The 23,637-nt window shown below is 76.6% G+C and carries 10 protein-coding genes; 3 read left to right on the forward strand and 7 right to left on the reverse strand.

Annotation, left to right across the window (positions count from 1 at the left end; all coding sequences use genetic code 11):
- Nucleotides 1–27: 27 nt before the first annotated feature.
- Nucleotides 28–6,063 (reverse strand): DUF3320 domain-containing protein, encoded by a 6,036-nt coding sequence (locus ACFO3M_RS11875; protein ID WP_387988799.1) that lies wholly within the window; start codon nt 6,061–6,063, stop codon nt 28–30.
- A 152-nt stretch (nt 6,064–6,215) separates the two neighbouring features.
- Here ACFO3M_RS11875 and ACFO3M_RS11880 point away from each other — a divergent pair, with 152 nt between their 5' ends.
- The gene (locus ACFO3M_RS11880) at nt 6,216–6,734 is read left to right on the forward strand and encodes a hypothetical protein (protein WP_387988800.1); all 519 of its coding nucleotides are present in this window, start codon (nt 6,216–6,218) and stop codon (nt 6,732–6,734) included.
- A gap of 12 nt (nt 6,735–6,746) precedes the next feature.
- Nucleotides 6,747–7,205, forward strand: coding sequence for an NUDIX hydrolase (locus tag ACFO3M_RS11885; RefSeq protein WP_387988801.1), 459 nt, complete (start codon nt 6,747–6,749; stop codon nt 7,203–7,205).
- Nucleotides 7,206–7,345: 140 nt separating this feature from the next.
- Here ACFO3M_RS11885 and ACFO3M_RS11890 read toward each other — a convergent pair whose 3' ends face one another.
- From ACFO3M_RS11890 to ACFO3M_RS11900, 3 genes are read right to left on the reverse strand one after another with little or no spacing between them, the layout of a single operon-like run.
- Nucleotides 7,346–9,313 (reverse strand): GAP1-M domain-containing protein, encoded by a 1,968-nt coding sequence (locus ACFO3M_RS11890; RefSeq protein WP_387988802.1) that lies wholly within the window; start codon nt 9,311–9,313, stop codon nt 7,346–7,348.
- The gene (locus ACFO3M_RS11895; protein ID WP_387988803.1) at nt 9,310–11,952 is read right to left on the reverse strand and encodes a GAP1-N2 domain-containing protein; all 2,643 of its coding nucleotides are present in this window, start codon (nt 11,950–11,952) and stop codon (nt 9,310–9,312) included. Before ACFO3M_RS11895 ends, ACFO3M_RS11890 begins: the two co-directional genes overlap by 4 nt.
- 11 nt (nt 11,953–11,963) lie before the next feature.
- Nucleotides 11,964–15,275, reverse strand: a complete 3,312-nt coding sequence (locus tag ACFO3M_RS11900; protein WP_387988804.1) for a TRAFAC clade GTPase domain-containing protein — start codon at nt 15,273–15,275, stop codon at nt 11,964–11,966.
- Between the two features lie 172 nt (nt 15,276–15,447).
- On the opposite strand from ACFO3M_RS11900, the gene ACFO3M_RS11905 reads away from it, so the two are divergent.
- Nucleotides 15,448–16,449 carry a hypothetical protein gene (locus ACFO3M_RS11905; RefSeq protein WP_387988805.1) on the forward strand — a complete coding sequence of 334 codons (1,002 nt, stop codon included), beginning with the start codon at nt 15,448–15,450 and terminating at the stop codon, nt 16,447–16,449.
- Here the strand turns inward: ACFO3M_RS11905 and ACFO3M_RS11910 are convergent.
- The 3 genes from ACFO3M_RS11910 to ACFO3M_RS11920 are packed head-to-tail and all read right to left on the reverse strand — an operon-like array spanning nt 16,435 to nt 23,617.
- Complete coding sequence (locus ACFO3M_RS11910; protein WP_387988806.1) at nt 16,435–17,289, reverse strand: hypothetical protein; 855 nt, start codon at nt 17,287–17,289, stop codon at nt 16,435–16,437. The two genes, ACFO3M_RS11905 and ACFO3M_RS11910, sit on opposite strands and share 15 nt — an antisense overlap.
- A 5-nt stretch (nt 17,290–17,294) precedes the next feature.
- Nucleotides 17,295–20,039, reverse strand: a complete 2,745-nt coding sequence (locus ACFO3M_RS11915) for a hypothetical protein (RefSeq protein WP_387988807.1) — start codon at nt 20,037–20,039, stop codon at nt 17,295–17,297.
- Nucleotides 20,036–23,617 carry a tubulin-like doman-containing protein gene (locus tag ACFO3M_RS11920; RefSeq protein ID WP_387988808.1) on the reverse strand — a complete coding sequence of 1,194 codons (3,582 nt, stop codon included), beginning with the start codon at nt 23,615–23,617 and terminating at the stop codon, nt 20,036–20,038. Before ACFO3M_RS11920 ends, ACFO3M_RS11915 begins: the two co-directional genes overlap by 4 nt.
- Between the last annotated feature and the right edge of the window lie 20 nt (nt 23,618–23,637).

Genomic DNA, 23,637 nt, shown 5'->3' on the forward strand with positions numbered 1-23,637 from the left:
GCAGAGCACGACCGCGTGGCGGAGAGGTCAGCGGGCGGTGAGCCGGCCGTCGTCGCCGGCGGTGACCCGCCCGGCGGCGGTGACGCGGGCCAGCGCCCGGGCCAGCAGCGGCGCCAGCGACGGCGTGCGGCGGCGGTAGCCGAACACCTCGCCGGTGCGCAGGAACAGCTCGTCCTGGGTCAGGCCGTCGGACGCGCGGCACAGGGCGACCATCGCGTTGCCGACCTCCTGCACCGGCACCTGCTCGAGCGGGCGTGCGGTGCTGGTGGCCTGGCGGCGGAACGCGGTCCAGGTCTCCCGGTCCAGCGTCCCGGGCCAGACGACGTCGCCGTCGAGCGAGCCCTCGGGCAGCAGGGCCAGCAGCGCGTCGCGGCGGGCCTCGCTCACCCGGGTCAGCCCGAACGCGCCGGCGGCCAGCCGCGCGAGGCGGTCGCGGTGCACCGGCCCCTCCGCCTTGACCCCGGCGGTCAGGACGCGCCGCACGAGCCGGGCGTTGCGCGGGTCGGCCAGGTCGTCGAGGACCTTGCGGTCGCCCGCGGGCCTGGGCGCCCACGCGCGGAACCGCAGCTCCTGCGCGGGCTCCTCGACGGGGTCGGGGACGACGGTCAGCGGCACCGGGGTCACCGGCGTCGTCACCACCGGGGCCTCGACCGGCGCGTGCCGCGGCACCGGCAGCGCGGTGACCGCGGCCGACACCATCGAGCGCAGCGTCGGCAGCCCGCGGGACTCCGGCTCGGGGTCGGGCTGCGGCTCGGTCTCCCGCTCCGGCTCGGCGACGGGGAGCTCGACGACGGGGGCGGGGACGTCGTCCACCACGGTGAGGGCGGCGGCCGGGGGAGCGGGTGCCGGCTCGGGGACCGCGGCCACCGCCGCGACCAGGCGGTCGAGGACGGCGTCGCGGTCGCGCAGCCACGAGGGCAGCCACACCCGCTCGACGACGGGCCAGCCGAGCATCCCGGACAGCACCTCGACAGGGAGGCCGTCGCGGTCGCCGACGGTGCGGCGGCGCGCCCACTCGGGGCCGTCGAGCAGCACCGCCATGACCGGGCTGTCCGGCGTGGCGGCCCGGGCCACGGACAGGTCGACGCGGAACTCCGACAGGCCGACGTCGGTGCGCACCGCCAGCCCGCGCCCGCGCAGCGCCGCGGCGATCTCCTCGCGGTGCCGGTCGGGCACCGACGGCCGCCGGGCCTCGCGGGGCAGCGCGTCGGTGCCGAGCGCCGCCAGGTCGAGGTAGGCGCGCAGGTGCTTGATGCCCAGCGACGACGTCTGCTCCGCGCGCAGCGCCGACGGGTCGAAGGAGGAGAAGACGACGACCTGCCGCCGGGCGCGGGTGATCGCCACGTTGAGCCGGCGCTCGCCGCCCACCCGGTTGAGCGGGCCGAAGTTCAGCGGCAGCACGCCGCGGTCGTCGGGGCTGAAGCCGGTGGAGAACAGCACGACGTCGCGCTCGTCGCCCTGCACGTTCTCCAGGTTCTTGACGAACAGGCCCTCGCCGTCGGTGCGGTCCAGCGCCTCGGTCAGCCGCTCGTCGCCGGCGTCGCGCAGCAGCGACTCGATGTAGGCCCGCTGCTGGGTGTTGAAGGTGACCACGCCGATCGACGGCACCGCTGTGGCATCCCCGCCCGTACCCGCGTCGAACCGGCGGCGGACCTCGGCGACGACGGCCTTGGCCTCCATCGGGTTGGTGCGCAGCAGCCGGCCGGCGCCGGCGCGGTGGAAGGTGCCCTGCACGCGGACCAGCGAGATGCCGCGGCCGTCGACGTCGGGCGAGGGCCGCCCGTGGGTGGGCGCCGGGAACGACGACAGCCGGTTCTCGTAGTAGTGCGCGTTGCTGAACGCGATCAGCGACTCGTCCTGGCTGCGGTAGTGCCAGGACAGCCAGTGCCGCGGCACCCGCGCCTGCACGCACTCGGAGAGGATCGACTCCTCGTCCTCGACGGCGGTGCCGAGCAGCTCGGCGAGCTCGTCGTCGAGGACGGACACCGGCTCGGCGAACGACGTCGGCGGCATCTGCTCGCTGTCCCCGACGACCACGGCGGCCTTGGCCCGGCCGAGCGCGCCGACGGCGTCGGCGACGCGGATCTGCGAGGCCTCGTCGAAGACCACCAGGTCGAACAACCCGGCCCGCGCGGGGAAGAACCGCGCCACCGAGTCGGGGCTGACCAGCACGCACGGCACGACCGCGGTGACCAGGTCGCCGTACTCGGCCAGCAGCGCGCGCACGCCCAGGCCCCGGCGGGAGCGGCCGAGCTCGCGCTGCAGGGCGCCGAGCCGGTCGTCGGCGGTGCCGTCAGAGGCGGTGCCGTCAGAGGCGAGGCCGAGGTCCCGGCCGGCCAGCACCTCGGCCGGCAGCGCGGCGGCCAGGTGCCGGCGCACCGCGCGGGAGGCGGCGGTGAAGCGGGTGATCGCCTTGCCGTGCGCGGCCTCGTCGAAGCCGTCCAGCCCGGTGGCGGCGCGGCGCTCGGCCGACGACGCGGCGGCCAGGCCGTGCTCGAACGCGCGCGGGGCGTCCTCGGCGGGCAGCCGGCCCGACACCAGCGCGGCGCGGGCCTCGGTGAGCCCGGCGGCGCGCAGCGGCTCGAGGGTGTCGAGGAACTCCGCCCAGCGGCGCAGCGAGATCAGCCCGCTGTGCTCGACGCCGCGCTCGGGCCGGGTCATCGCCCAGCGCAGCACCACGCCGTCGTCACCGCACCAGGCGGCCAGCGCGGCCGGGGTGCTGGAGCAGACCCGCAGCAGCGCGTCGAGCCCGTCGCGCAGCCGGACGACGGCGGCGGCCGCGGCGGCGTCCGGCCCGGGCCCGGCGACGACGTAGCGGCGCAGCGCGACGGCGAACTCGCGGGCGCTGTCGACGACCGCGCCGGCGCGGCGCAGCCAGGCGACCTGCCCGTCGAGCAGCGTGGGCTCCAGCAGCGGGTTCCACCCGGCCGGCACCGACAGACCGGGGATGACCGAGGCGCGGGCGGCGATCCCGGTGGCGGCGGTCTGCAGCCGCCACAGCGAGGCGGTGAGCTCGGCGACGTCGCGCAGCTTGACCGTCACACCCGGGCGCAGCACCGGCGCGAGCTGCACGCGCACCGCGCGCAGCCCCTGCCGGCGGGCCCACCAGCGGGCGGCCTGCGCGGTCTGGGCGGCGACGTAGAGGTCGGCCAGCGGCAGCGCCAGCGCCTCCGGGGTCGCGAGCTCCAGCCCCGGGTGGACCGCGGAGGTGAACGCGGCGACCTCGCCGAGCACCGTCGTCGTCGCGGTCGTCCAGCGCTCGGTGGGCACCTCGTCGAGGACGTCCATGCCGATCGTGGAGCCCACCGCCGGACCGGACAGCAGGTGGGCGAGGTCGTCGAGGTCGCCGGGGGTGCGCACCTCGCGCAGCGCCCGCGCCAGGTGCTCCTCGGCCGGCAGCGCGCGCATGGCGGCGTCGACCTCGGCGGCGGCGGCCTGGGCGGCGCGCAGGTCGACCCGCGCGGTGTCGACGAACGCCCACGGGTGCCGCGGCGAGGGGCGGACCAGGTCGGCGACGTCGGGCAGCAGCGCCAGCGCGCGGCGCACCTCGGCCAGCGTCGCCGCGGGCGCGGCGGCGGCGAAGGTCTGCGGCACCGGCAGCTGCGGGACGTCGTCGCCGAGCGCGAGCTGCGCCGTCCGCGCGGAGTAGTACGACAGCCCTGCCGCGTTCGGCGCGTGCAGCCGGTCGGCGTAGCGGGCCAGCGTGCGGCGGGCGGCGCGCAGGTCGTCGCCGTCGGCGGCCAGGCCCTGCTCGTCGACGGCGACGGCGTGGTCCAGCGCCGCGCGCACCCGGGCGCGGACCTCGGCGGCGCGGGCGCCCCGGTCGTGCAGGTCGAGGGCGAACGGGCCCATGCCGACCGCCTCGAGCCGCCGGGCGACGACGTCGAGCGCGGCCCGCTTCTCGGCGACGAACAGCACCCGCTTGCCGTCGGCGACCGCGCGGGTGAGCAGGTTGGTGATGGTCTGCGACTTGCCGGTGCCGGGCGGGCCCTCCAGCACGAACGTGCGCCCGGCGACGCCCTCGGCCACCGCGCGCAGCTGCGAGGCGTCGGCGGGGACGGGGCAGCGGGCGGCCAGCTCGTCGAGGTCGACGTCGGCGGCCGCGGCCGGCACCGGGTCGGCGAACGCCTCGGTCGGGGCGTGCACGAGGTGGTGCACCAGCGGGTTGGCGGTGAGCTCGGCCCAGTGCTCGTCGAGGTCGCGCCACAGCCGGTACTTGGCGAACTGCAGGACGGCGAGGTCGGCGGTCGCCTCGACGCGGAACGGCAGCCCGGCGTCGGCCAGCGCCTGGCGGACGGCGGTCAGCGCGGTGTCGACGTCGATGCCCTCGCCGTCCAGCCCCGGCACGGTCAGGCCGTGCACCTGGCGCAGCTTCTCCAGCAGGCACCAGTTGGGGCTGGCGGCGGAGGACTCGTCGGCGCTGAGCCGGTAGGCGCCGGTGCGGCCCGCGGGGGAGAGGACCACCGGCAGCAGCACCAGCGGCGAGCGCAGCGCCCGGCCGTCGAGCTCCCAGGCCAGGCTGCCGATCGCGACGTGGAGGTTGTTGGCGCCGGTCTCCTCGCGGACCGTCCGCGCCCGGTGCGCCAGCCCGCGCAGCCGGGGCAGGTAGCCGCCCTCGGTGACGTCGGCGTGCACCGCGCGGCGGTCCACCAGCGTCTCGCCGAGCAGGCCGACCGGCAGCTCGCGGGCCGAGCGCACGCCGCGCTCGACGTGCACGGCGGCCAGCCGGTCGCTGGGCAGCAGGGTGAGGGCGTCGTCGCCGGTGAGCAGGTCGGCGAGGCCGGCGAGGTAGGCGTCGGGGACGACCAGCGGCAGGCCGGCGCCCTCGGTGTAGTTGATCAGCCGGTTGCGCAGGCTGAGGTCGAGCAGGGCGTTCTTCCACTGCTGCACCCGCGGCGGCACGCCGGGGCGGCCGCCCGCGACCGGGGCGGCGTGCCGGCCGGCCGGGCGGGCGGCGGGGTCGTGCTCGGCCGCGCGGTACTCGATGACCTGCACCGAGCCGTCCGGGCCGCGGGTGCGGGCGGGCAGCGGCAGGATGCCGTCGCGGCGGGCGCGGTGGACGTCGGTGACGCCGACGACGCGGTCCAGGGGCCCGGGCAGCCAGGCGTCGTAGGCGGCCCGGTGCAGCCGGTCGGCGTCGGGCTCCTCGGCGCTGCGGCTGGTCAGCAGCGTCGTCTCCACCAGCCGCACCAGGCCGAGGTCGACCAGGTTGACCAGCGGCGCGACGTCGGTGGTGGCCGCGCTCTCCGCGGTGCGCTCCTCGCGCCAGTAGCCGAGGAAGGCGTGCCCCTCGGCCACCCACAGCAGCGGCCGCACGCCGGCGGCCTCGAGCGCGGCGGCGAGCACGACGACGGTGTCCAGGCACGTGCCCACCCGGCCGTCGAGCACGTCGCCGGGGGTGCGCACCTTCTGGCCGATGTCGGCCCAGCTGGCCGGGGGCTCGCTGTAGCGGATGCCGCGGGCGCGCACGGCCGCGGCGATCGCGGCGACGATCTCGTCGACCCGCTCGGGACCGGCCTGGTAACCCTGCACCGACGGGTCGTCGGTGCGCTCCTCGAGCACCGCGGCGGCCTCGGCCAGCAGCGCGGTCACCGCGGGGTGGTTGGGCAGGACGTGCGCGGCGAGCATCTCCAGCGCCAGCGGCACCGGGGTGGCCAGCCACTGGCTGGCGGCGAGCACCTGCACCGGGACGGCGGTGCCGGCGACGTCCACGCCGTCGACGGCGACGTCGATCTCGATCGACCCGGGCCGCTGCTCCTCGATCTGCAGCATCGCGGCGGGGTCCATGACCAGGCCGACGTCGCTGAGCACGGTCGTGGTGTCGGCGTCGAGGTCGACCAGCAGCTCGACCGGGCTGCCGATGGGGCCCTCGGCGTCCTGGACGCCCAGGCGCACGGTGGCGCCGCGGACCGCCGCGCCGTGGTTGGTGAACGCCAGCCGCGACACGACCGGCACCCGGTTGTGCGCGAGGGCGTAGGAGAGCACCGGCGTGCTGGTGGCCGAGATCGCCACGGCAGCCCGGACCCCGTCGTGCGGATGCGGGCGGGTGTCCGTGGTGCTCATGCGTCCTGTCTACCGGCCCGGACGGACCGGTCCGGTCATCCGCGTGGAGCGTCTGGGGCGGGTGTGACGGGAGCGCCGAGACGTTGCCGGGCGGGCACGGGGGAGCGGGTCGGTGGCCGGAACCGGGTCGTCCCGTCCGTACGTTCGGCCGGGTGCGCACCGCTCCCGAGCCCCCGCCCGACGGCCCGTCCGGCGGTCTGCTGGACGGGCTCTCCGACGGGCTCGACACGGACCGGCTGCCCACCTCCTCGCGGCACCGGGCGGCGCGGCCGCCGTCGCGCCGGCGGTGGCTCGCGGTGCTCGGTGCACTCGCGGTGCTGCTCGCCGTCAGCGGCCTGGCGGTGCTGGTCGCGCCGGCCGTGAGCGGGACGGCGGTGGACGCGGCGCCGCCCGTCGTGCGGACGGCCACGCCGAGCGACCCCGTCGCGCGCCCCGCGTCGCCGCACCCGTCGTCGGCCGCGCCCCCGCCGTCCCCGACCTCCCCGGCCGCCGTCCCGGAGGGAGTCGCCGGGGTGCCGGCCGCCGTCCCGGCGGTGACGCCCGTTCCGACGACGGCCGCGCCCGTCCCGACCGCGGAGCCCCCGGTCCCCTGCGACGACCCGCCGGGCCGGGGCCAGGACGGCCGCGGCAACGGCCGCGGCAACGGCGACCGGGGACCGCGCTGCCCGTGACAGGCTGAGCCGGTGCCGAGACGGAGCGCGGGGGTCCTGCTGTACCGGCGCGCGCCGCACGTGGAGGTGCTGCTCGGTCACATGGGCGGGCCGTTCTGGGCGAGGAAGGACGACGGCGCCTGGTCGTTCCCGAAGGGTGAGTACGCCGACGGCGAGGACCCGCTCGCGGTCGCGCACCGCGAGTTCGAGGAGGAGCTCGGCAGCCCGGTGCCGGCGACGTCGCTGGTGCCGCTCGGTGAGCTGCGGACCAGCGGCAAGGTCCTCACCGTGTGGGCCGGCGAGGGCGATCTCGACGCGGACGCCGCCGTCAGCAACACGTTCACGATCGAGTGGCCGCCGCGGTCGGGGCGGGTGCAGGAGTTCCCCGAGATCAACCGCGCCGCCTGGTTCGGCGTCGACGAGGCGCGGGCCAAGCTGGTGAAGGGCCAGGTGCCCTACCTCGACCGGCTGCTTGACCTGCTCGCCGGCTGACCCCGCGCCGGTCATCGACCTGCTGCGGTCTCGGCCGTCCGGAGGAGACCGCAGGTCGACACCCGGCGACGAGTGGTCGCTCGCCGGGGTCATCCGTGTGCGGTGACCCCGGCAGGTGACCCCTCGCCGACCACCGGTCGTCAGCGCTCGTGCCGCTCCACCACGTCCGCCAGGGCGATCGGGACCACCTCGCGCTCACGCAGCCGGGCGACCGCTGCCCGCGTAGTGGCGCTGGGAGCCGTGCGCTGCAGCACCGGTGCCAGCGCCCAGGAGAAGGGGAACCCGACCGGTAGGACCGCCATGAGGACAGAGGCCGTGGCCGCGTCCAACGAGTCGCCGGGGTAGGTGCTGCCAGCCGCCTGCGCGGCCACGGCCTCCACCGGCACTCCCCGGTTGGCCACCGTCGAGGAGACGCTGCCGAGGAACGCCGCCGCCCGCTCCAGTGGGGAGACGGTGGCCGAGCGCAGGACGTACACGCGGTGGGCGGCCCGCTCCCACTCGACCGGGCCGGTGCGCTGCAACGCCTCGACGCGGAGCTGCCCCACCGGCAGGGACAGCGAACCCAGCCACCGGTGGACGCGAGGCGACAGCACCGTCCCGGGCAGCCGGCCGCCGTCCTCGAACAGCGGCGCCGCCTCGAGCTCGGGGACAAGTTCCTCCCACAGCCACCCGGGAATGGGCAACCACCCTGCGCGCAGCGGGTCGGTGCGCGCGTCGAGAAGCGCGGGCACGAGCACGTCGCAGGCCAGGTCGAGGACCTCTCGGCGGTCCGCAGCCGGGGCATCGGCGTCCAGCAGTGCCGCGACCGCGAGCAGGCTGCCCGGCAGGTCGTCGCCGCGCCGCTCCCGCGCCCGGTCGTGTGCCGCCTCGAGCCCGCGCCGGACCACGCCGGACAGCCGGGACAGGTTGCGGGTCAGCGCCTCACCGGCCTCGGGGACGACGCGCGTGCGGACGTCCTGCCACAGCGCGTCGACGCGGGAGGGCGAGCCCTGGGTCACCGCCTCGTCGACGACCGGACGGGTGTGCGCGGTGAGCAGGCCGGCCAGCCGGTGCAGCAATGGCCCGTCGCCGGCGAGCCCGGCCGGCTCCTGCTCGCGCACGAGGTCGGCGGCGTCCGCGGCGAGGTCGCCGAGGTCGTCGACGTCGTCGAGCAGCAGCACCGCGGCGCCGAGCGCCCACATCGGCTTGCGGGTGGCCGGGCGCCCGGCCTCGGCGGCCAGCGCGTCGATCCGCTGCGCCACGTCGGGGAGCAGCCCGGCCACGACGACGGTCTCGGCCAGGCGCGCCCACGGGCCGACGGCCACCGTCGGGCCCGACCGCAGCGCCCACCACCGGCGGCCGCCGCGCACGGGCTGCTCGTCGTCGGCGAGCACGGTGAACTCCCGGGCCGCCAGCGCCTGCGCCGCGGCGGCGTCGGTCGTGGGCACGCCGGCGATGCCGAAGGGCACCGCACCCTCGGGCCGCGGGGCGGCCAGCCGCTCGTGGGTGCTGAACGGCAGCCGCCAGGCCGAAATCGGCAGCAGCAGCCGCCCGACCAGCCAGGCCCAGTGAGCCGTGGCGGCGGGGTCGTCGCCCACGACGAGCAGCGGCCCACCCGCGCGGAGGGCGCGCTCGACGGCGGCGAACACCACCTCGCGCTGGTCGGGGTGCGTGCGGGCGAAGGCGGTGAGCGCCGCGTCGTCGATCGGACCGGGGGTCAACGGCGGCAGCGGGCGGCCGGGAGCGACCGTCCACAGCGGGGCGTCCCAGAATTCGGCCGGGCGCGGCAGCTGCCGGCCGACAGCGTCCGGGTCGACCACCAGGCAGGTCAGGCGCAGGGGCACAGCGCCCGACGCGTCCGGCGGCGTGACGGCGGTAGCGCGCAGGCAGACGAGCCCGCGGTCCCCGAACGGGGACAGCGCGAGCCGGAACGGGCGCCCGGCCTCCACCCGCGGCCGGGGGACCGCCGAAGCGGGCGGCAGGCCCGACGGCGCCTCGCCGAGCACGCGGCTGACGTCGTCCCCGGACAGGCCGGGGGAGACCATCTGCGGCTCCCACCGCACCGGACCGGCCGTCCCCGGCCGCCACGTCGCCTCGCCGACGACGAGGCCGCGGACGGGACTGCTCACCGCTGCGTTCGGGGGAATGGGGACGGACGGCGGGGGTGCTCAGCGACGATGCGACGAGCCCAAGCGACGGCGTCCTCGCGCCACGAGTCCTCACGGCGGTAGGCCTCGGATCCGGCGGTGCTGCCAGCGCCTTGCTTGCGAGGCGTCTCAGCGACCAATCGCTCAACGGTGGTGACCAGATCAGCTTCCGGGTCGCCACTGGTGAACAACACCTCGGCGATCGTCTCAGCCCAGCGGCGCCCGCGTCGGTCGCCCTCGCCGGTCAGCCACCGTGATGCCCGATCCTCTTCTGGCCAGTGCACTGCTCTGGCGCCGCGGCAGAGTAGGTGTGCAGCGAGGAGTGACCGTGCGCCGGGATCGGTCTGGTCTTCACGGAGTTTCGCCCAACCTTCATCCCAGGGCATGCTCGGCCGCCAGGTGTAATCAGGCAGGCCCTTGATCGCTCTCAGCTGGCGGACGTCGATCCGGAGCATCGCTTCAGCGACTGGAACCCAGGCTGATTTCGGGTGCCGGTCAGTGACCGGTATGAGCATCGGTAGGAGCTGCTTGTAGGCGGTGATGAGGACGTCGTCGGACTGACTGCCGCGCATGTGCCGCTCGAGCAGCTTCTGTACCGCGGCCGGGACCTCCTCTTCCCGTTGCTGGAACTGAGCGACCGCCGCCTGGCTGGTGGCGCTGGGTGGCGTGCGTTGCAGTACTGCGCCGAATGCTGATGCGAACGGGATCCCCGGGGGAAGCGCCTCCATGAGGACAACCGCAGTAACTACGTCGAGCGTCCCCCGCGGATAGACCTCGTCAGCGGCGTAGCCAGCCCAGCGCTCGATCGGGATGCCCTCGGTGAACGCGTTCGAAGTGACCATGCCCAGGTATGCCGCTGCCCGCTCGAGCGGTGTGACGTCTTCTGCTCGGCGTATGAACAGCCGGTAAGCGGCGCGTTCCCACTCGATCGGTCCTGTGCTCTGCAGTGCGTCGACCGTCAGCTCGCCAACTGGGACCGACAGGGACCCCAGCCACTCATGCGTCGCCGCCGACAGGTTCCTACCGGGCAGTTCCATGCCGTGCTGCAGTCCTGGCATGGCGGCGAGTGCGGGCATCAGGGAGTTCCACAGCCAGGACGGCACCGGAGCCCAGCCGCGGTGGATCGGATCGGTCGTCGGGTCGACCAGCCTGGGCACCACCAACTCTCGGGCCAGCTCGACCATCCGCAGCCGCAGCTCCAACGAACTCGCGACGCTGTCCACTACAGGGGCAACTGCCAGTAGCGCCCCAACGGGGTCCTCGGCCTGCGGCACCTGGTCGAGTGCCTCGGCGACCGCGTCGCCTAGATCCGTTCGTAGCGCCGGAGCGACCTCGATGGCCCGTTGCGGCAAGGCGTGCTGGAGTCGCTCGAAGTCCGCCGGCGTCTCGAGTGCGGCGAGGACCGGACGGAGCAGCGCCCGCTGTGCCAGCGGGCTGTCGGGATCGGACGTGAGGCGCTCGCGGATGCGGGCGGCGGCGTCGGAGCCGGGGGCGGCGTGCCGCTCCACGCACTCCAGGACCCGCTCGAGGACCTCCTCGGCGTCCACGCGCGCCGGCCAGTGCGCGGCGGCCACCTCCGCGGCGTCCGAGCCGAAGAACTCCGCCAGGTCGTCGTCGAGCAGGACCGCGGCACCCAGGGCCCACATCGGCCGGTCGGCGGTCGAGTTCCCCACCGCGGCGGCCAGGGCCTCCACCTGGTCGGTCACCACCGGCAGGAACTCGGCGCTGATGACCGACTCGGCCAGCCGCGCCCAGGGCCCCGCCGTCAGGGGAGCGCCGTCGTGGAGGGTCCAGCGCCCCAGGCCCGCGCGCACCGGCTTCTCGTCGTCGCGGAGCACGGTGAACCGGCTGCCCGGCAGGGCCGCGGCGGCCGCGGCGTCGGCCGCCGGCACACCGACGACGGCGAACCGCCAGCCGGTGGCCGTGCGGGGATCCCGAAGCCGCTCGTAGGTGCTGAACGGCAGCCGCCACGCCGACGTGGGCAACAGGAGCCGCCCGGCCAGGTGCAGCCAGGTGGCCACCGAGGAGAACGACCCGTCACCGACGACGACCAGCGGGCCGGCGCCACCCAGGAACCGCTCGACCGCGGCGAGCACGAGCTCGCGCTGGTCCGGGTGGGCGCGGGTGAAGGCCTCCAGGGCGGCGTCGTCGAGCGGGCCGCGGGTGAGGTCGCGCAGGTGCTCGTCGAGCAGGGTCTCCTCGGCCGCCTGGGCGCCCAGCGGCCGCTGCCACAGGGCGGCGTCCCACAGGTCGGCGGGGCGCAGGGGACGGTCCCGCCCGTCCGCCAGCCCGTCGCCGGAGACGACCAGCCCGTGGGCGAAGGTGTTCGGCCGCCCCGAGTAGTCCGGCCCGGCCGCCACGATGGAGCTCAGGCAGGCCAGCGGCTCGGGCCCGTCGAGCACGTCCAGCCGCAGGCAGTGCGGCAGCGCGTCGACGTCGGCCTTCGAGGCCAGCTCCGGCAGCGGCGGCGGCACGAACCCGCCGACGTTGCGGGCCGCCGCCCGGATGACGTCGTCGGACACCGGCCCGACCTTGGAGATGGCCGAGACCTTCCAGCCGGCGCCGGTGTCGAAGGGACCGGGCCGGCGGGAGGCCGTGTACGTGAACTGCGCGCGCAGCATCCCCGTTCCCCTCAGCGGCCCGGCCAGCGGCCGGCGACCAGCCAGCGCAGCGGGTCGGGCACGCGGAAGGAGGACACGCCCGCCTCCGAGAGGGTGGCGCCGGCCGGCGAGTGGCCCAGCGCGGACAGCGAGAAGTACTCGACCCGCGAGAAGGACCCCTCGGCGAGCGAGAGGAACTGCATGGCGTTGAGCCGCAGCAGGAGGCTGCGGGTCTCCTCGTGGACCTGGTAGCGGTCGTACGGGTCGAAGGCCAGCGAGTCACCCGACGTCGGGTCGTGCATCAGGGCGGACCCGCCGTTGAGCAGCTCGGACAGGTCGGTGCCGGGCGTCCCCACCGCCTCGTGGATCCCGTCGAGCTTGCTGACGGCGACCATCAGCGGCATGCGGAGCGGCCCGGTCTCCTGAGCGCGCCGCCGGATCTCGGTGATGACGTTGTTCAGCACGGTGAGCGGGTTGCCGGCCACCGGCGGCAGCGGGATCTGCCCCTCGAGGAAGTTGCGGACGTCCTCGATCTGCAGCGGGTCGAGCAGGAACAGCAGCGCGTCGCTGCGCGCCATCGTCGGGCCGTAGGGCGCCAGGGCGCCGGGGCGCTCGGTGTCCTCCCCGGCGACGTCGTAGAGCGCGAGGGTGCGCGCGCGGCCACCCCACTGGTCGAGCGTCATCAGCATCGGGGTGAGCAGGTCGGGGTTCTGCTCCACGGTCATCGTGGAGGGCAGCGCGCGGCCGTCCGTGAGGGACTCGCGCATGGCCTGCAGCCGGCCGACGGTGTGGGAGTCCAGCGGCGTCGCCGGGGCGCCGGTCGCCGGGCCCCACACCTTCTCGACCCAGTCGCAGAGCCGGACCAGGAACGTCGTCTTGCCGGTGCCGCGCGCGCCGACGACGGTGACGGTCACCGGGTCGGTGGCCGCCGCCTGGGACTGCAGCGGCGAGTGGCACGCCTTGCAGACGACCTCGCGGGACGGCGTGCTGCACCTGGGGCACGCGACGCTGTCCATGCCCGGCGCCGAGGCGGCGAACAGCGGCCGGTCCTCGGTCGCCTCGCCGAGGAAGCCCGAGAGCACCGGGTCGACCGCCGGCTGGCAGGTGCCGGTGCAGCGGAACAGCGTCGGCTGCGCGTCCTGGGTGGTGCCGCAGGTGACGCACCGCAGCTGGCCGGGCGCCAGGGGCGCGGGCGCCGGGCCCGGCGGGCGCGGCACGCTCGGCGGCGGGACGACGGCCGGCCAGCCCGCCCGCTCGTGCTGGGCGAACAGCCGGGTGTAGCCGGGACCCTCGGGCGGCAGCTCGCCCACCGGCGTCCACTGGTGCGGCACGAGGGTGTTGCCGCGGACGTCGATGGTGTGGTCGGGCGGGCGCTCCAGGTCCCACGGGTTGAGCGGCATGCGGTCCTGCCGGGTCACGAACGCCACCCGGGCGGCGTCCTGCCACGGCCGCTCGACGTAGAGCGACAGCTGCCGGCGGCGGCCGATCCGGCCGACCTTGTCGATCCTGTAGTACAGGACCCAGCGGCCGGGGTAGGTGACCACCGTCGTCGGGCCGTGCGTCCACACGCCGCCCGACCGGACCGAGCCGCGCAGGTGCAGGTCGCAGCCGTTGACCGGCAGGTTCTCCAGGCGCATGCCGCCCAGCCGCCGGTACTCCTGCTCGGAGATGCGCACCGCCGGGGTGCCGTCCGGGGGCCCGCCGATGCCGCCGCGCTCGACCTCGACGAAGGTGGCGCCCACCGGCCAGGCGAAGCGCAGCAGCTGCCACCCCACCCGCTCGGTGAGTGCGACGTCGCGCGGGGCGCCGAGCAGGTCGACGACCGCCGCCGGCCCGACCGCCGCCTGGTCACCGATGAGCGTGACCGGCGTGTACGCGCGGCGGGCGCCCTCGGCCTGCCGGAACGGGATGCCCGGCACCATCGACACCGGCCCCTCGGAGAGCACCGGCTCGCCCACCGGCCGCCCCAGTGGCAGCACGTCGAGCTGGCCGCGGCTGATGACCCGCCCGGTGGCGGCGTGCTCCGGCTTGTCGCCGGTCTCGTAGACGACGACGGTGCCGAGCTCCGGCGTGGTCCACCGCAGCTCGACCCGCGCCACCGCCGTCTCGCCGGAGACGGTCGCGGTCAGGTCGGTCACCGGCTGGGGGACCGCCGGGATGGTGGCGACGGCCTCGATGCCCGTCGACAGGTGGGTCACGGAGCCCTCGGTGAACTGGGTGAGGACCCGGTACTCGTAGCGGCGGCCGGGGAGCACGCCGGTGTCGCGGGCGTAGGCGGGGGTGCTGCCGATCTCCCGCGCGGCGTCGAAGGTGGGCGGCAGCGCCTCGTCGGGGAGGCTGCGCAGCACCCGCACGCGGCTGACGCCCCGGGGTGCGGTCCAGCTCAGCACCACCGCGTCGTTGTGGACGCTCACGTGCAGGTCGGCGACCTCGGGCACGACCCGGCCGGCGGCGTGGTGCACCGCCTGCACCGTCGGCAGGCTCCAGGCGGTGTCCGCCGTGTAGCTGAACACCGAGACGAACGGTCCGGTGCCGGCCGGGACCGACGCGCGCGGCTCGTCGGTCACGAGCACCCGGGTGCCCGCGCTGGGGCGGGGCGGGATGCCGGTGGAGGAGGCGACGAGCAGGTAGACGACCGACTGGCCGGACGCGTCCAGCGCCGGCCAGGAGATGTCGACGGTCCGGTCGTCGACGCGGCGGGTGGACACCTTGTCGCCGCGGGTCGCCCACTGGTCGACGTCGTCGGAGAACGCCTCGGGGCCGGGCAGGCCCGGCTCCTCGGCCACCGGCGCGGGCTCGGGCTCGGGCTCCGGGGCCAGGGCCGGGACGGGAGCCGGGGGCGGCGGGGCAGCGGCGGCCGGGCGCTGCGGGGCGGGGGCCGGCTCGGGAGCGGCGGCGGGCCCGGCCGCCGGCGCCGGGTAGGCGGGGGGCGGGAGGGTGCCCGCGGCGATGCGGGAGGCCGCGTGCTCGGGGGACAGCCCGCCGCGGTCGCGCCGGGAGGACGCCTGCGGAGGCGCGGCCGGCACCGGCGGGATGCTGTCGACGACGCGGCCGGCCGGCTGGTCGTCGACGCGGGTCAGGAAGCCCATGGCGCCGCCGGACGCGGGCGCGGCGGCCGGGGGAGGGGCAGGCGTCCCGCCACCGCTCTCGCGGACCAGCCGGGCCAGCTCCTGCACCGACGACGGCGCGAGGGTGATGCCCTTGTCCCGCAGCAGCCCGGCGAGCTGGTCGGGGTCCCCGACGCGGGACCGGGCGATGAGCAGCAGCACGCCGTCGCTCGCATCGGGAGCGACGCCGTGCTGGTCACGCGCGGTGCGCAGCTCGCTGTAGAGGGCGGACGCCACGGGGACTCCTCGTGTGGTGCGGGGACGGGACGGCGGGGGAGGCCGCCCCGGAGGGGACGCGCGGACGGGCCGGCAGCGAGCCCGGGCGGGCCGGCGCTCTGTCACACTGCGGCGGCGTCCGGCCGGGTGGCCGGGACACGGACGATCCGGATCCGGAGGGGGAAGCTACCCGATGACGGTGCTCATGACGGTCAACCAGCGCGAGCCGCTGCCGGGCGCCCAGTGCCTGGTCGAGTGGCAGGGGCTGCGGCCCGGCGACGAGGTCGCCGCGCACCTGGTGACCGCCTCCGGGCAGCACCTGCGCTTCCCCGACGACGAGGTCCCCGGGCTGCGACGCCAGCCCTGGGCGGACGACACCTGGCTGCTCGACGCCGCCGCGCTGCCCGCGGGGTGGCAGCGGCTGGACCTGGTGGTCACCGCGCCGACGGCGCACCCGCTGTCGCTGTCGCTGGTCGTGCGCACCGGCCCGGGCGCCGGCACGGAGGAGGCCTTCCAGCACCCCGGCCTGGACACCGTCGGGGGCACCGCGACCGTGGCGCTGAGCCTGGCGCCGGCCGACACCGGCTACGCCGTCCTGCCGCAGCAGGTGCCCTACGTCCCGACCCGCGACCCGTGGCTGCGCGGCGGCGGACCCGCGCCCAAGCACGTGGAGGTCCCGCAGGCCCTGCGCGAGGCCACGGCGCTGGCCGGGCACGCCGGCCTGGTCGCCAGCGGCGTCCCGGTGACCGCGGTGCTCGACCTGTCGGCGTCCATGCGCCCGCGGCTGGTGGCCGGCACCGTGGCCAGCGTCCTGGGCGCCGTCCAGGCCCTCGCCGCGGCCGCCGACCAGCCCGCCGTCACGGTGGTGGCGGTCAGCGACCGCCCTCAGCCGCCGCGGCAGCTCGGCCTGGCCGACGACCCCGAGGAGTTCCTCCGCGCCTGGACCGCCGAGATCGGCCTGCGCACCGGGTCGCGGGCGGTCACCACGGCCGGCGACGGCCGTCCGGGCGTCGTGGTCACCGTGACCGACCAGGAGGGCGGCGCCGCGGCGTCCGGCTACCGCGTGGTGCTGGCCGCCCCCGAGCCGGGTGGCACCGTGGCCGCGAGCGGCCTGGGCACCGTCGTCGTCCCGGAGCCCCGCCCCGACGCGGCGGCGGTGGTCAGGGCGCTGGCGCACGCCTCACCAGCCTCCTGAGCCCGGCCGCGGGCCGGGACCCGCGAACGGGTCGGCCGGCCCGGCGGAGGGGTCCGGCGCCGCGAACGGGGTGCGCGGCGCGAACGGGTCCGCGAACGGGTCCACGCCGGCCCGCGGCAGGGGCAGCCCGGGCCGGGGCAGGCCGGGCGTCAGCGGCTCCGGCACCCGGCCGCGGGCGCCGGTGACGACCAGTCCGGTGCTCCAGGCGAGCAGCGCGACCGCGACACCGAGCAGCAGCCACCACGACGTCCCGACCTCGACCGCCGCGTCGAGGGCGTCGGCCAGGCCGGTGGAGTCGGCGAGCACCCGCAGCGTGTCGCCGACCAGCAGCGCGCCGGCGGCCCACAGCAGCCACCAGGAGGCGCACCAGGCGACCGCGACGGCGGCGATCCGGCTCGGCCGGCGCCAGGCCAGCACGGCGGCGCCGAGCAGCACGAGGACGGTGGCCCCGGTGGCCGTCGTCAGGCCGAGGTCGCGGACGGTGAAGGACACCTCGCCGGTGACCACGGCCAGCCGGGTGTCGCGCAGACCGGTCACCACGACGACCGCGACGGCGCCCAGGACGGCGAGCGCGACGGCCGCCTCCCGGTCGCCGCGCACCCGCCACGGCGCGGCCGGCCGTGCGCGCACGCCGGCGCCGCCGCCGCGGCGGAGCACGTCGAGCACCAGCAGCACGACCAGGCCGATGCCGGGGAGCGCCGCCCCGAGCAGCAGGCCCTGCCAGGCCGGCCGGCCCAGCGCGGCGGCCGCCGCCGCGCCGGCCAGGCCCCAGAAGAGCGCGGTGGCCAGCCACATGAGCAGGAAGAGCTGGCCGGTCAACGTCAGCAGGTCCCACAGCACGGCGGTCAGCTCCTCGTGCCGATGCCGCGCGACACCGGTGCCGGCGGCTCGGGCGCCTCGGGCGTGGACGGGGTGAAGTGCGCGACCTGGTCCAGCGTGAGCTGGCGGGTCAGGTCGAGGCGGGCGACGAAGCGGTCCATGCTGCGCCGGCCGGCCGCCGGGACGACCCGCAGCTGGGTGGCCGCCCCCGGGGGCACCGGGACGCCGACCGCCGCGAGCACGGTGGACTCGACCTGGTTGGCCAGCATCACCGCGCCGGTGGAGCTGAAGCCCTCCCGGTCGAGGTGGGCGGCGCTCCCGAGGACGGGGGAGAGGAACGCCGGGCCGGACACCGTCTCCTCGCGCATGCCCGCGGTCACCGTCACCGTCGGGTGGACGACGGCCAGCGACCACTCCAGCCCGCGCTCCGCACCCAGCCGGGTGAGCCAGTCGACCAGCCGCGCGTCGGCGGCGGCCGCGGCGGCGTGCCGGTCCTCGGGCGTGCCCAGCGTCCGCACCAGCTCGGGAAGCGGGCCCTGGTCGGAGTACCCGGTGTCGCTCCAGACGGCGGAGTGCTCGGCCCGGCCGTAGCGCTGCGAGCGGGCGGCCAGTGCGGCCTGGATGCGGGCCTGCAGCTGGGCGCCGAGCCAGCCGACGTGCACCTGGGCCCGGCGGGCCTCGTGCACCAGCTGGACGTGCTCGTCGGCCGAGAAGCCGGCGGAGCCGACCGCGAGCGACAGCGGCAGCGTCCCGGACAGGCCGGCCGGGTAGGCCGACTCCTCGTCGGCGGTCCCGGTCGCGCCGAACGGGTCGTGGACGACGCGGGAGAGCACCCGGGTCCACAGCCGGCTCTGCCGGTACAGCACGCCCAGCCGCTGCACCTCGCGCGCCACGTGGGCGACGTGCCTCTGGGCCCACTCCCGGCGTGCCCGCTGCTCGTCGCGCTCGTGCAGCCAGGTGAACAGCTCCTTCTGCCGGCGCATGAACACCAGCGCGGAGCTGGCGAACCACGCGACCAGCAGGCCGACGCCGACGAGGCTGCCGACGAGGACGGAGAGGACCTCGCCGACGACCAGCCCGGCGACCAGCAGCAGGGCGGCCACCACCGCGGCCAGGGCGCCGAGCACGAACCGGCGGGTGCGCCGCTGGGTCTCCAGGATGCGCGCCGGCGGCTCGTCGCCGCCGGTGTCCCCGGCCGTCCCGATCGCCTCGCTCAGCGTCCGGCGGGCCTGCTCGAGCTCCCAGGACAGCGACGAGCCCAGCGTCCAGGTGAAGCTGCGCTGCCGGGCCATCCAGGCGCCCAGCGACCGCAGGGTGCCGTCGAGGACGGCGTACCGGGACGGGTCGTTCGCGCCCGCGGCGGGCCGGTCGCGCTCGCCGGTCAGCAGCCGGTGGGCCTGGGCGGCGAGGTAGGGGTCGTCGGGGTGCACCTCGACGGCGCCGACCTCCGGCAGCGCGCCGACCGGCAGCCGGTGCGCGGGTTCGTCCGGCGGCGGGACGATGAGCTCCGGCCGGTCGAGCACCTGCCGGTCCTGGCCGAACTGGGGCATCCGCACGCCGGGGTGCACCGCCGACCCGTCGGCCAGGCTGACGCCGACCGCCGTGACCTCGCTCCAGAACGCGCCGGCGTCGACCGTGGCGACCTCGCTGCCCGGGGACACCTGGGCCGACAGCCGCGTCGCCTCGTCGATGAGCACGCTGATGTCGTCCTCGTCGGCCGACTGCGGCGGACGGTTGGCCGGCCGGACGCCGAGCACGAGCACCTCGTAGCCCGACCGGTCGCCGAAGAGCCGGTCGTTGGCCCACCCGGCGAGCGCGCCGGCGGTCCGGTGCACCAGCCCCTCGACCCACGCCTTGGGGGCGTTCCGGATCGCCGCCCACAGGAAGGACAGGAACATCCGGACCGCCTGCAGCAGCCCGACGCCGGTGCGCGGCGCGGGCGTGAACGGCGGCGGGGCGGCGAACCGGGTCAGGTCGCGGTGCAGCTCCAGGACCGCGGTCGCCGCGGCCTCCGCGGCGGGCAGCGCCTGCACGTCAGGGACGTCGGGAAGCCGGTCCCCGCGGGGCGTGCGCGCCCGGGGGAGCGGCCCCTCGGCCCGGTACACCTGCTCGGACAGCCCGGTGAACACCGCCTGCGAGTCCAGGGTGCGGGCGTAGGCGCGGGCGACGGTCACCTGCGTGCCCGGCCACACCTGGGTGCCGTCGAACGGCGCCTCGGCCATCGCCGTCCAGAGCCCGGCGACGGTGGCCAGGCCCGAGGCGGCGTGCGCGGCGAGCTCGCCGGCCGGCACCGGCCGGCTCACCGCGGTCGGGCTCTGCCCGTCGCGGGCCTGCAGCAGGACGTTGGGCCGGGACCCGACGACGGCGTCCTCGGGGACGGGCGTCGCACCGGTGGCGGGGACGAGCAGGTTGACCAGCGGCGCGTGGCCCAGGCCGATCCGCTCGAGCAGGGCCAGGGCCGCGGTCGTCGCCGGGACGGCGGGCCGCGGCGCGGTACCGGCGTCGTCCGTGAAGACCTGCACCAGCACCACGCGCGCCCCGGTGATGCCCGAGACGGCCAGCCACTGCTCGGCCGGGGACGTGCGCGCGCCGTCCCGGTCGACGACGGTCAGCTGCGGCGGCCCGGCCGGCTGGTCCAGGTCGATCCACACCGACGGGCCGAGCAGGTCGGCCGCGGTCCAGTCACGGACGACCTCCCGGACGTCCGCCGCCGCGCCGCCGCCGAACCTGCCGAGGACGACCGTCGTGGGGCCGGAGCCGGGGGCGGTCACGCGCGCGTCCGGGTGATGCCGCTGGACGCCTGCGACGCCAGGGAGAGCCCGGTGTAGTCGGGCAGCTCCAGGTTGGCCAGCAGCTGGGAGCTCGCGGTGAGCAGCTGCGGCGCGATCTCCCAGTCCCGCGGCACCTTCCAGAAGTTGTGGGGGCTCACGGTGCTGAACTCCCCGCGCGGGCCCGGCACGGACGCGTCCGGCGGCAGCAGGCTCGTGGCGTCCTCACCCAGCGACGCGCACCACTCCCGGGCCTCGGCCAGCCGCTGCTCCGGCGTCGCCACGACCGGGGCCTCGCCCCAGGGCAGCGCACCGCTGCGGGTCCGGCCGTCCCGGATCCAGGTGAGCAGCGCGTCGTTCGGCTGCCGCTCGTCGGCCGACTGCAGGAACCGGCCGAGCTGGAAGAGGGCCTGGTATGGCTGCAGCGCCGGCAGCTGGGTGTTGCCGTCGCACAGCGCCAGGGCCAGGGGCAGGGACTCGACGACGGCGGCCAGCAGGCCCCAGCCGGGCGCGTCGCGGGCGGGGTCCTCGGCGCCGAGCAGCGGGTGCGGCAGCCGGGTGAAGGTGCGCAGTTCCTCCGACCACACCGCGACCCCGCCGTCGAGGATCGGGCCCTCGCCGGGCACGAGCACCTCGCCGGTGAGCCGGCCGACCAGCCAGCCGGTGACCATGGCCTGCAGCCAGGTGCGGGACACCGGGGCGAAGTCGGTCAGCGACCGGCCGCGGCGCCAGCGCCAGAAGCTGCCGCGCAGCTGCGGGGAGTTCGACTCGGTCCACTGCTTCCGGATGGGACGCTGCAGCGACGAGAAGACGACCGGGTTGTAGATGCCGGCGTAGTTGCCCAGGATGTCGATCCGGCTCTGCGGCCCCTCGGTGACCGCGTGGTGCAGCCGCTCGACGGCGTCGTGGTCGCTCGCGCCGCGGCGCAGCGCGTCGGCCATCCGCTCGACGACGTCCCGGTGCGCCGTCAGGGGCACCTCGCCGAACTGGTAGGTCACCTCGACCCGGACGTCGTGGACCGCCTGGACCATCCCGGTGTCCACGGCCACGAGCGGGGCGGCCAGCTGCAGCGCCGCCTCGAAGCGGTCGACGAAGTGGCGGGCGAGGGCCTCCCGCTCGTGCAGCCCCGCCCCCTCGCGGCGGAGGTAGGCGTCGAGCCCCTGCTGGATGAACCCGCCCATGACCTGGTCGGGCCGGTTGACCCAGACGCGGGCGCCGTCGAGCAGCGCCGTCGCGTCGAGCTCGACGCGGTAGGTGGCCCGCCGGGACGGGTTGAGGGAGGCGAGCGCCTGCGGCCACCACTCCGACCGGCGGCCGATCCGCACCGGCGAGCCGTTGACGTCGATGCCGGTGAGCCGCTCGGCCGGGCGGACGCCACCGCGGACGTCGGCGTGCAGCCAGGTCAGTGCCTCGAAGACGGCGAGCTCCTCGGCGCGCTCGGCGGACACCGTGCCGCCGCCGGGGGCGAAGCCGTTGAAGGTCTGCACCAGCTGGTCGGCGAACGACCGCGGGTAGGTGGCGATGTCCTCGAGCAGGACCTCGTTCTCGGCGGTGGCGAAGCGGCCGGGGACGTCGTCACCGACCGGCCACTGCTGCACCTCCGTCGTCGCCACGGTCGACACCGGGGCGGCGCCGACGGTCGCCCGCTCGGCGGCCTCGAGCGCCTCGCGGGCGTGCTGCAGGCCGGTGCGCAGGGGCGGCAGCAGGTCGGTGCCGAGCTGGGCGAGCAGGTCACCGGCCAGGGCCGCGCCCTTGCGGACGAACAGGTCGGCGAAGTGCTGCCGGATGCGGGTGACGGCCCGGCCGACGACGCCGTGGTTGGCGTCGATGGCCGAGGTGACCGTCTGCAGCTCGGCGGTGACGTCGGCGGCGATCTCCTGGGGGTGCAGCGTCGTCGCGGAGTTCCGGATCAGCTGGTCGGCGGCCGCCTGGAGGTCGGAGGCCAGCGTCTCGAGCACCCGCTCGGCCACCGGCAGCCCGCGCTCGCCGGCGACCAGGAGCACCGCCTTCTCCAGCCGGACCTGGATGTCCTGCACCCACCTCGCGGCGGCCTCGCGCAGCTCGGCGTCCGCCTCGTCCACGGTCTTCTGGAACGACGAGGTGATGAACCCGGCCAGCTGCTGGGCGAAGTGGGCGCCCTTCGCCGCGTAGCCCGGCACCATCGCCGGGGCGACGGCGGTGGAGGTGGAGTTCGCCGCGAGGGTCTCGCGTGCCTGGGCGGTCCAGACGTCGTCGACCAGGTGCCGCAGGTAGCTGGTGTCCCGCAGGCGCAGGTCCGGCAGGCCGGCCCACTGCAGGAACTGCGGGTAGTACTCGGCCGCCGTGGCGGCGACCGCCTGCTGGGGGCTGCGCTCGCCGCTGTGCACCGTGACGTCCCAGTGGCCGCGGAGCAGCCGCTCGAGCCCGCGGCGGGCCAGCCGCTGGGCGGCGTACTCGGCGTACCGGTCCCGCCCCAGGCCCAGGGACGCGAAGCCGATCGAGCCGAAGACCAGCGGCTCGGTGGTCTCGATCTCGGCGCCGTGCCTGGCGGGCTGGACGCTGAGCTGGGTGCGGTCCTGCAGGGAGGTGGCCGCGGACTCCAGGTTGCCGATGGCGTAGGCCTTGAGGCTGGTCTGCTGGGCCTCGGAGACGAACAGCGAGGCCAGCGACCGGGCGAAGCCGCGGTAGACGGTCTCCGAGGCGCCGTCGCCGAACCGGGCACCGGTGATGCCGTTGTAGGCCCCGACCGGGAAGGCCAGCAGCGGCCCGCGGCCGGGCTTCACCGGCTGCGGGACGCCGCCGTAGACCGACCACTCCTGGGGGGTCCACGGCGCCTGCCGGGCGGCCATCGACGACATGAGCTCGGCGACCGTGCCGAGGGCGTTGGCGTTCACCCCGGCCCGGCGGTTGGCCTGCAGCCGCTCGAACACGTCCGGCGTGTACAGGAAGGCCAGGGCCTGCTCGGCGGGGAAGTTGGGCACCTGCCCGCCGACGGCGCGCAGCAGGTTGCAGACGTCGAGGGTCATGGACGCGCCGGTGCCGCCGGCCAGCGACGACACGACGAAGACCAGCGTGCCCTGAGAACCCTTGTCGTCGAGCTTGAGCAGGTTCGACAGCGTGCGCAGGTCGCTGTCGGCCGCGCCCTGGTTGAGCCGCTCGGCCACCGGGACCAGCCGGTCGTAGACCAGGCCGGCCCGGGCCAGGGTCAGCAGCCGCCCCACCGCCCGGTACTGACCGGCGCCCTCGGTGATCGGCGTCGTCACCTTGCCCGGGTCCGGGCGCCAGCGGGCCAGCTGGCGCAGCTGGCTGCCGGTGGGCTGGGAGGAGAGGGTGGTCTGCAGCGCCGAGTCGAGGACGGCGTAGCTGTCGGTGGGGTTGCTCACCGGGATGTACGTGCCGCCCTGCGCCGGCACGGTCTGCGGCAGGCCGGGGCCGACGCCGTCGGGTGCCGAGGGCACGTCGATGTGCACGAACTCCCAGCACCGGGGCAGGTGGTCGGCGGTCCAGCCCTTCGCGGACAGCTCCGAGCGCAGCTGGTCCATGAGGAACTGCAGGGTCTTGCCGCCCGAGCCGCCCAGGCCGACGACGCAGATCTTGTACACGGGGTCTCCAGGTCAGTGCG

It is taken from the genome of Geodermatophilus arenarius (assembly GCF_042654585.1).
Lineage (GTDB): Bacteria > Actinomycetota > Actinomycetes > Mycobacteriales > Geodermatophilaceae > Geodermatophilus > Geodermatophilus arenarius.

Bases quoted from the DNA above. Each gene is read 5' to 3' on its own strand.
- ACFO3M_RS11875 (WP_387988799.1), bottom strand. From the start codon at position 6,063: ATGAGCACCACGGACACCCGCCCGCATCCGCACGACGGGGTCCGGGCT.
- ACFO3M_RS11895 (WP_387988803.1), bottom strand. From the start codon at position 11,952: ATGCTGCGCGCGCAGTTCACGTACACGGCCTCCCGCCGGCCCGGTCCC.
- ACFO3M_RS11905 (WP_387988805.1), top strand. From the start codon at position 15,448: ATGACGGTGCTCATGACGGTCAACCAGCGCGAGCCGCTGCCGGGCGCC.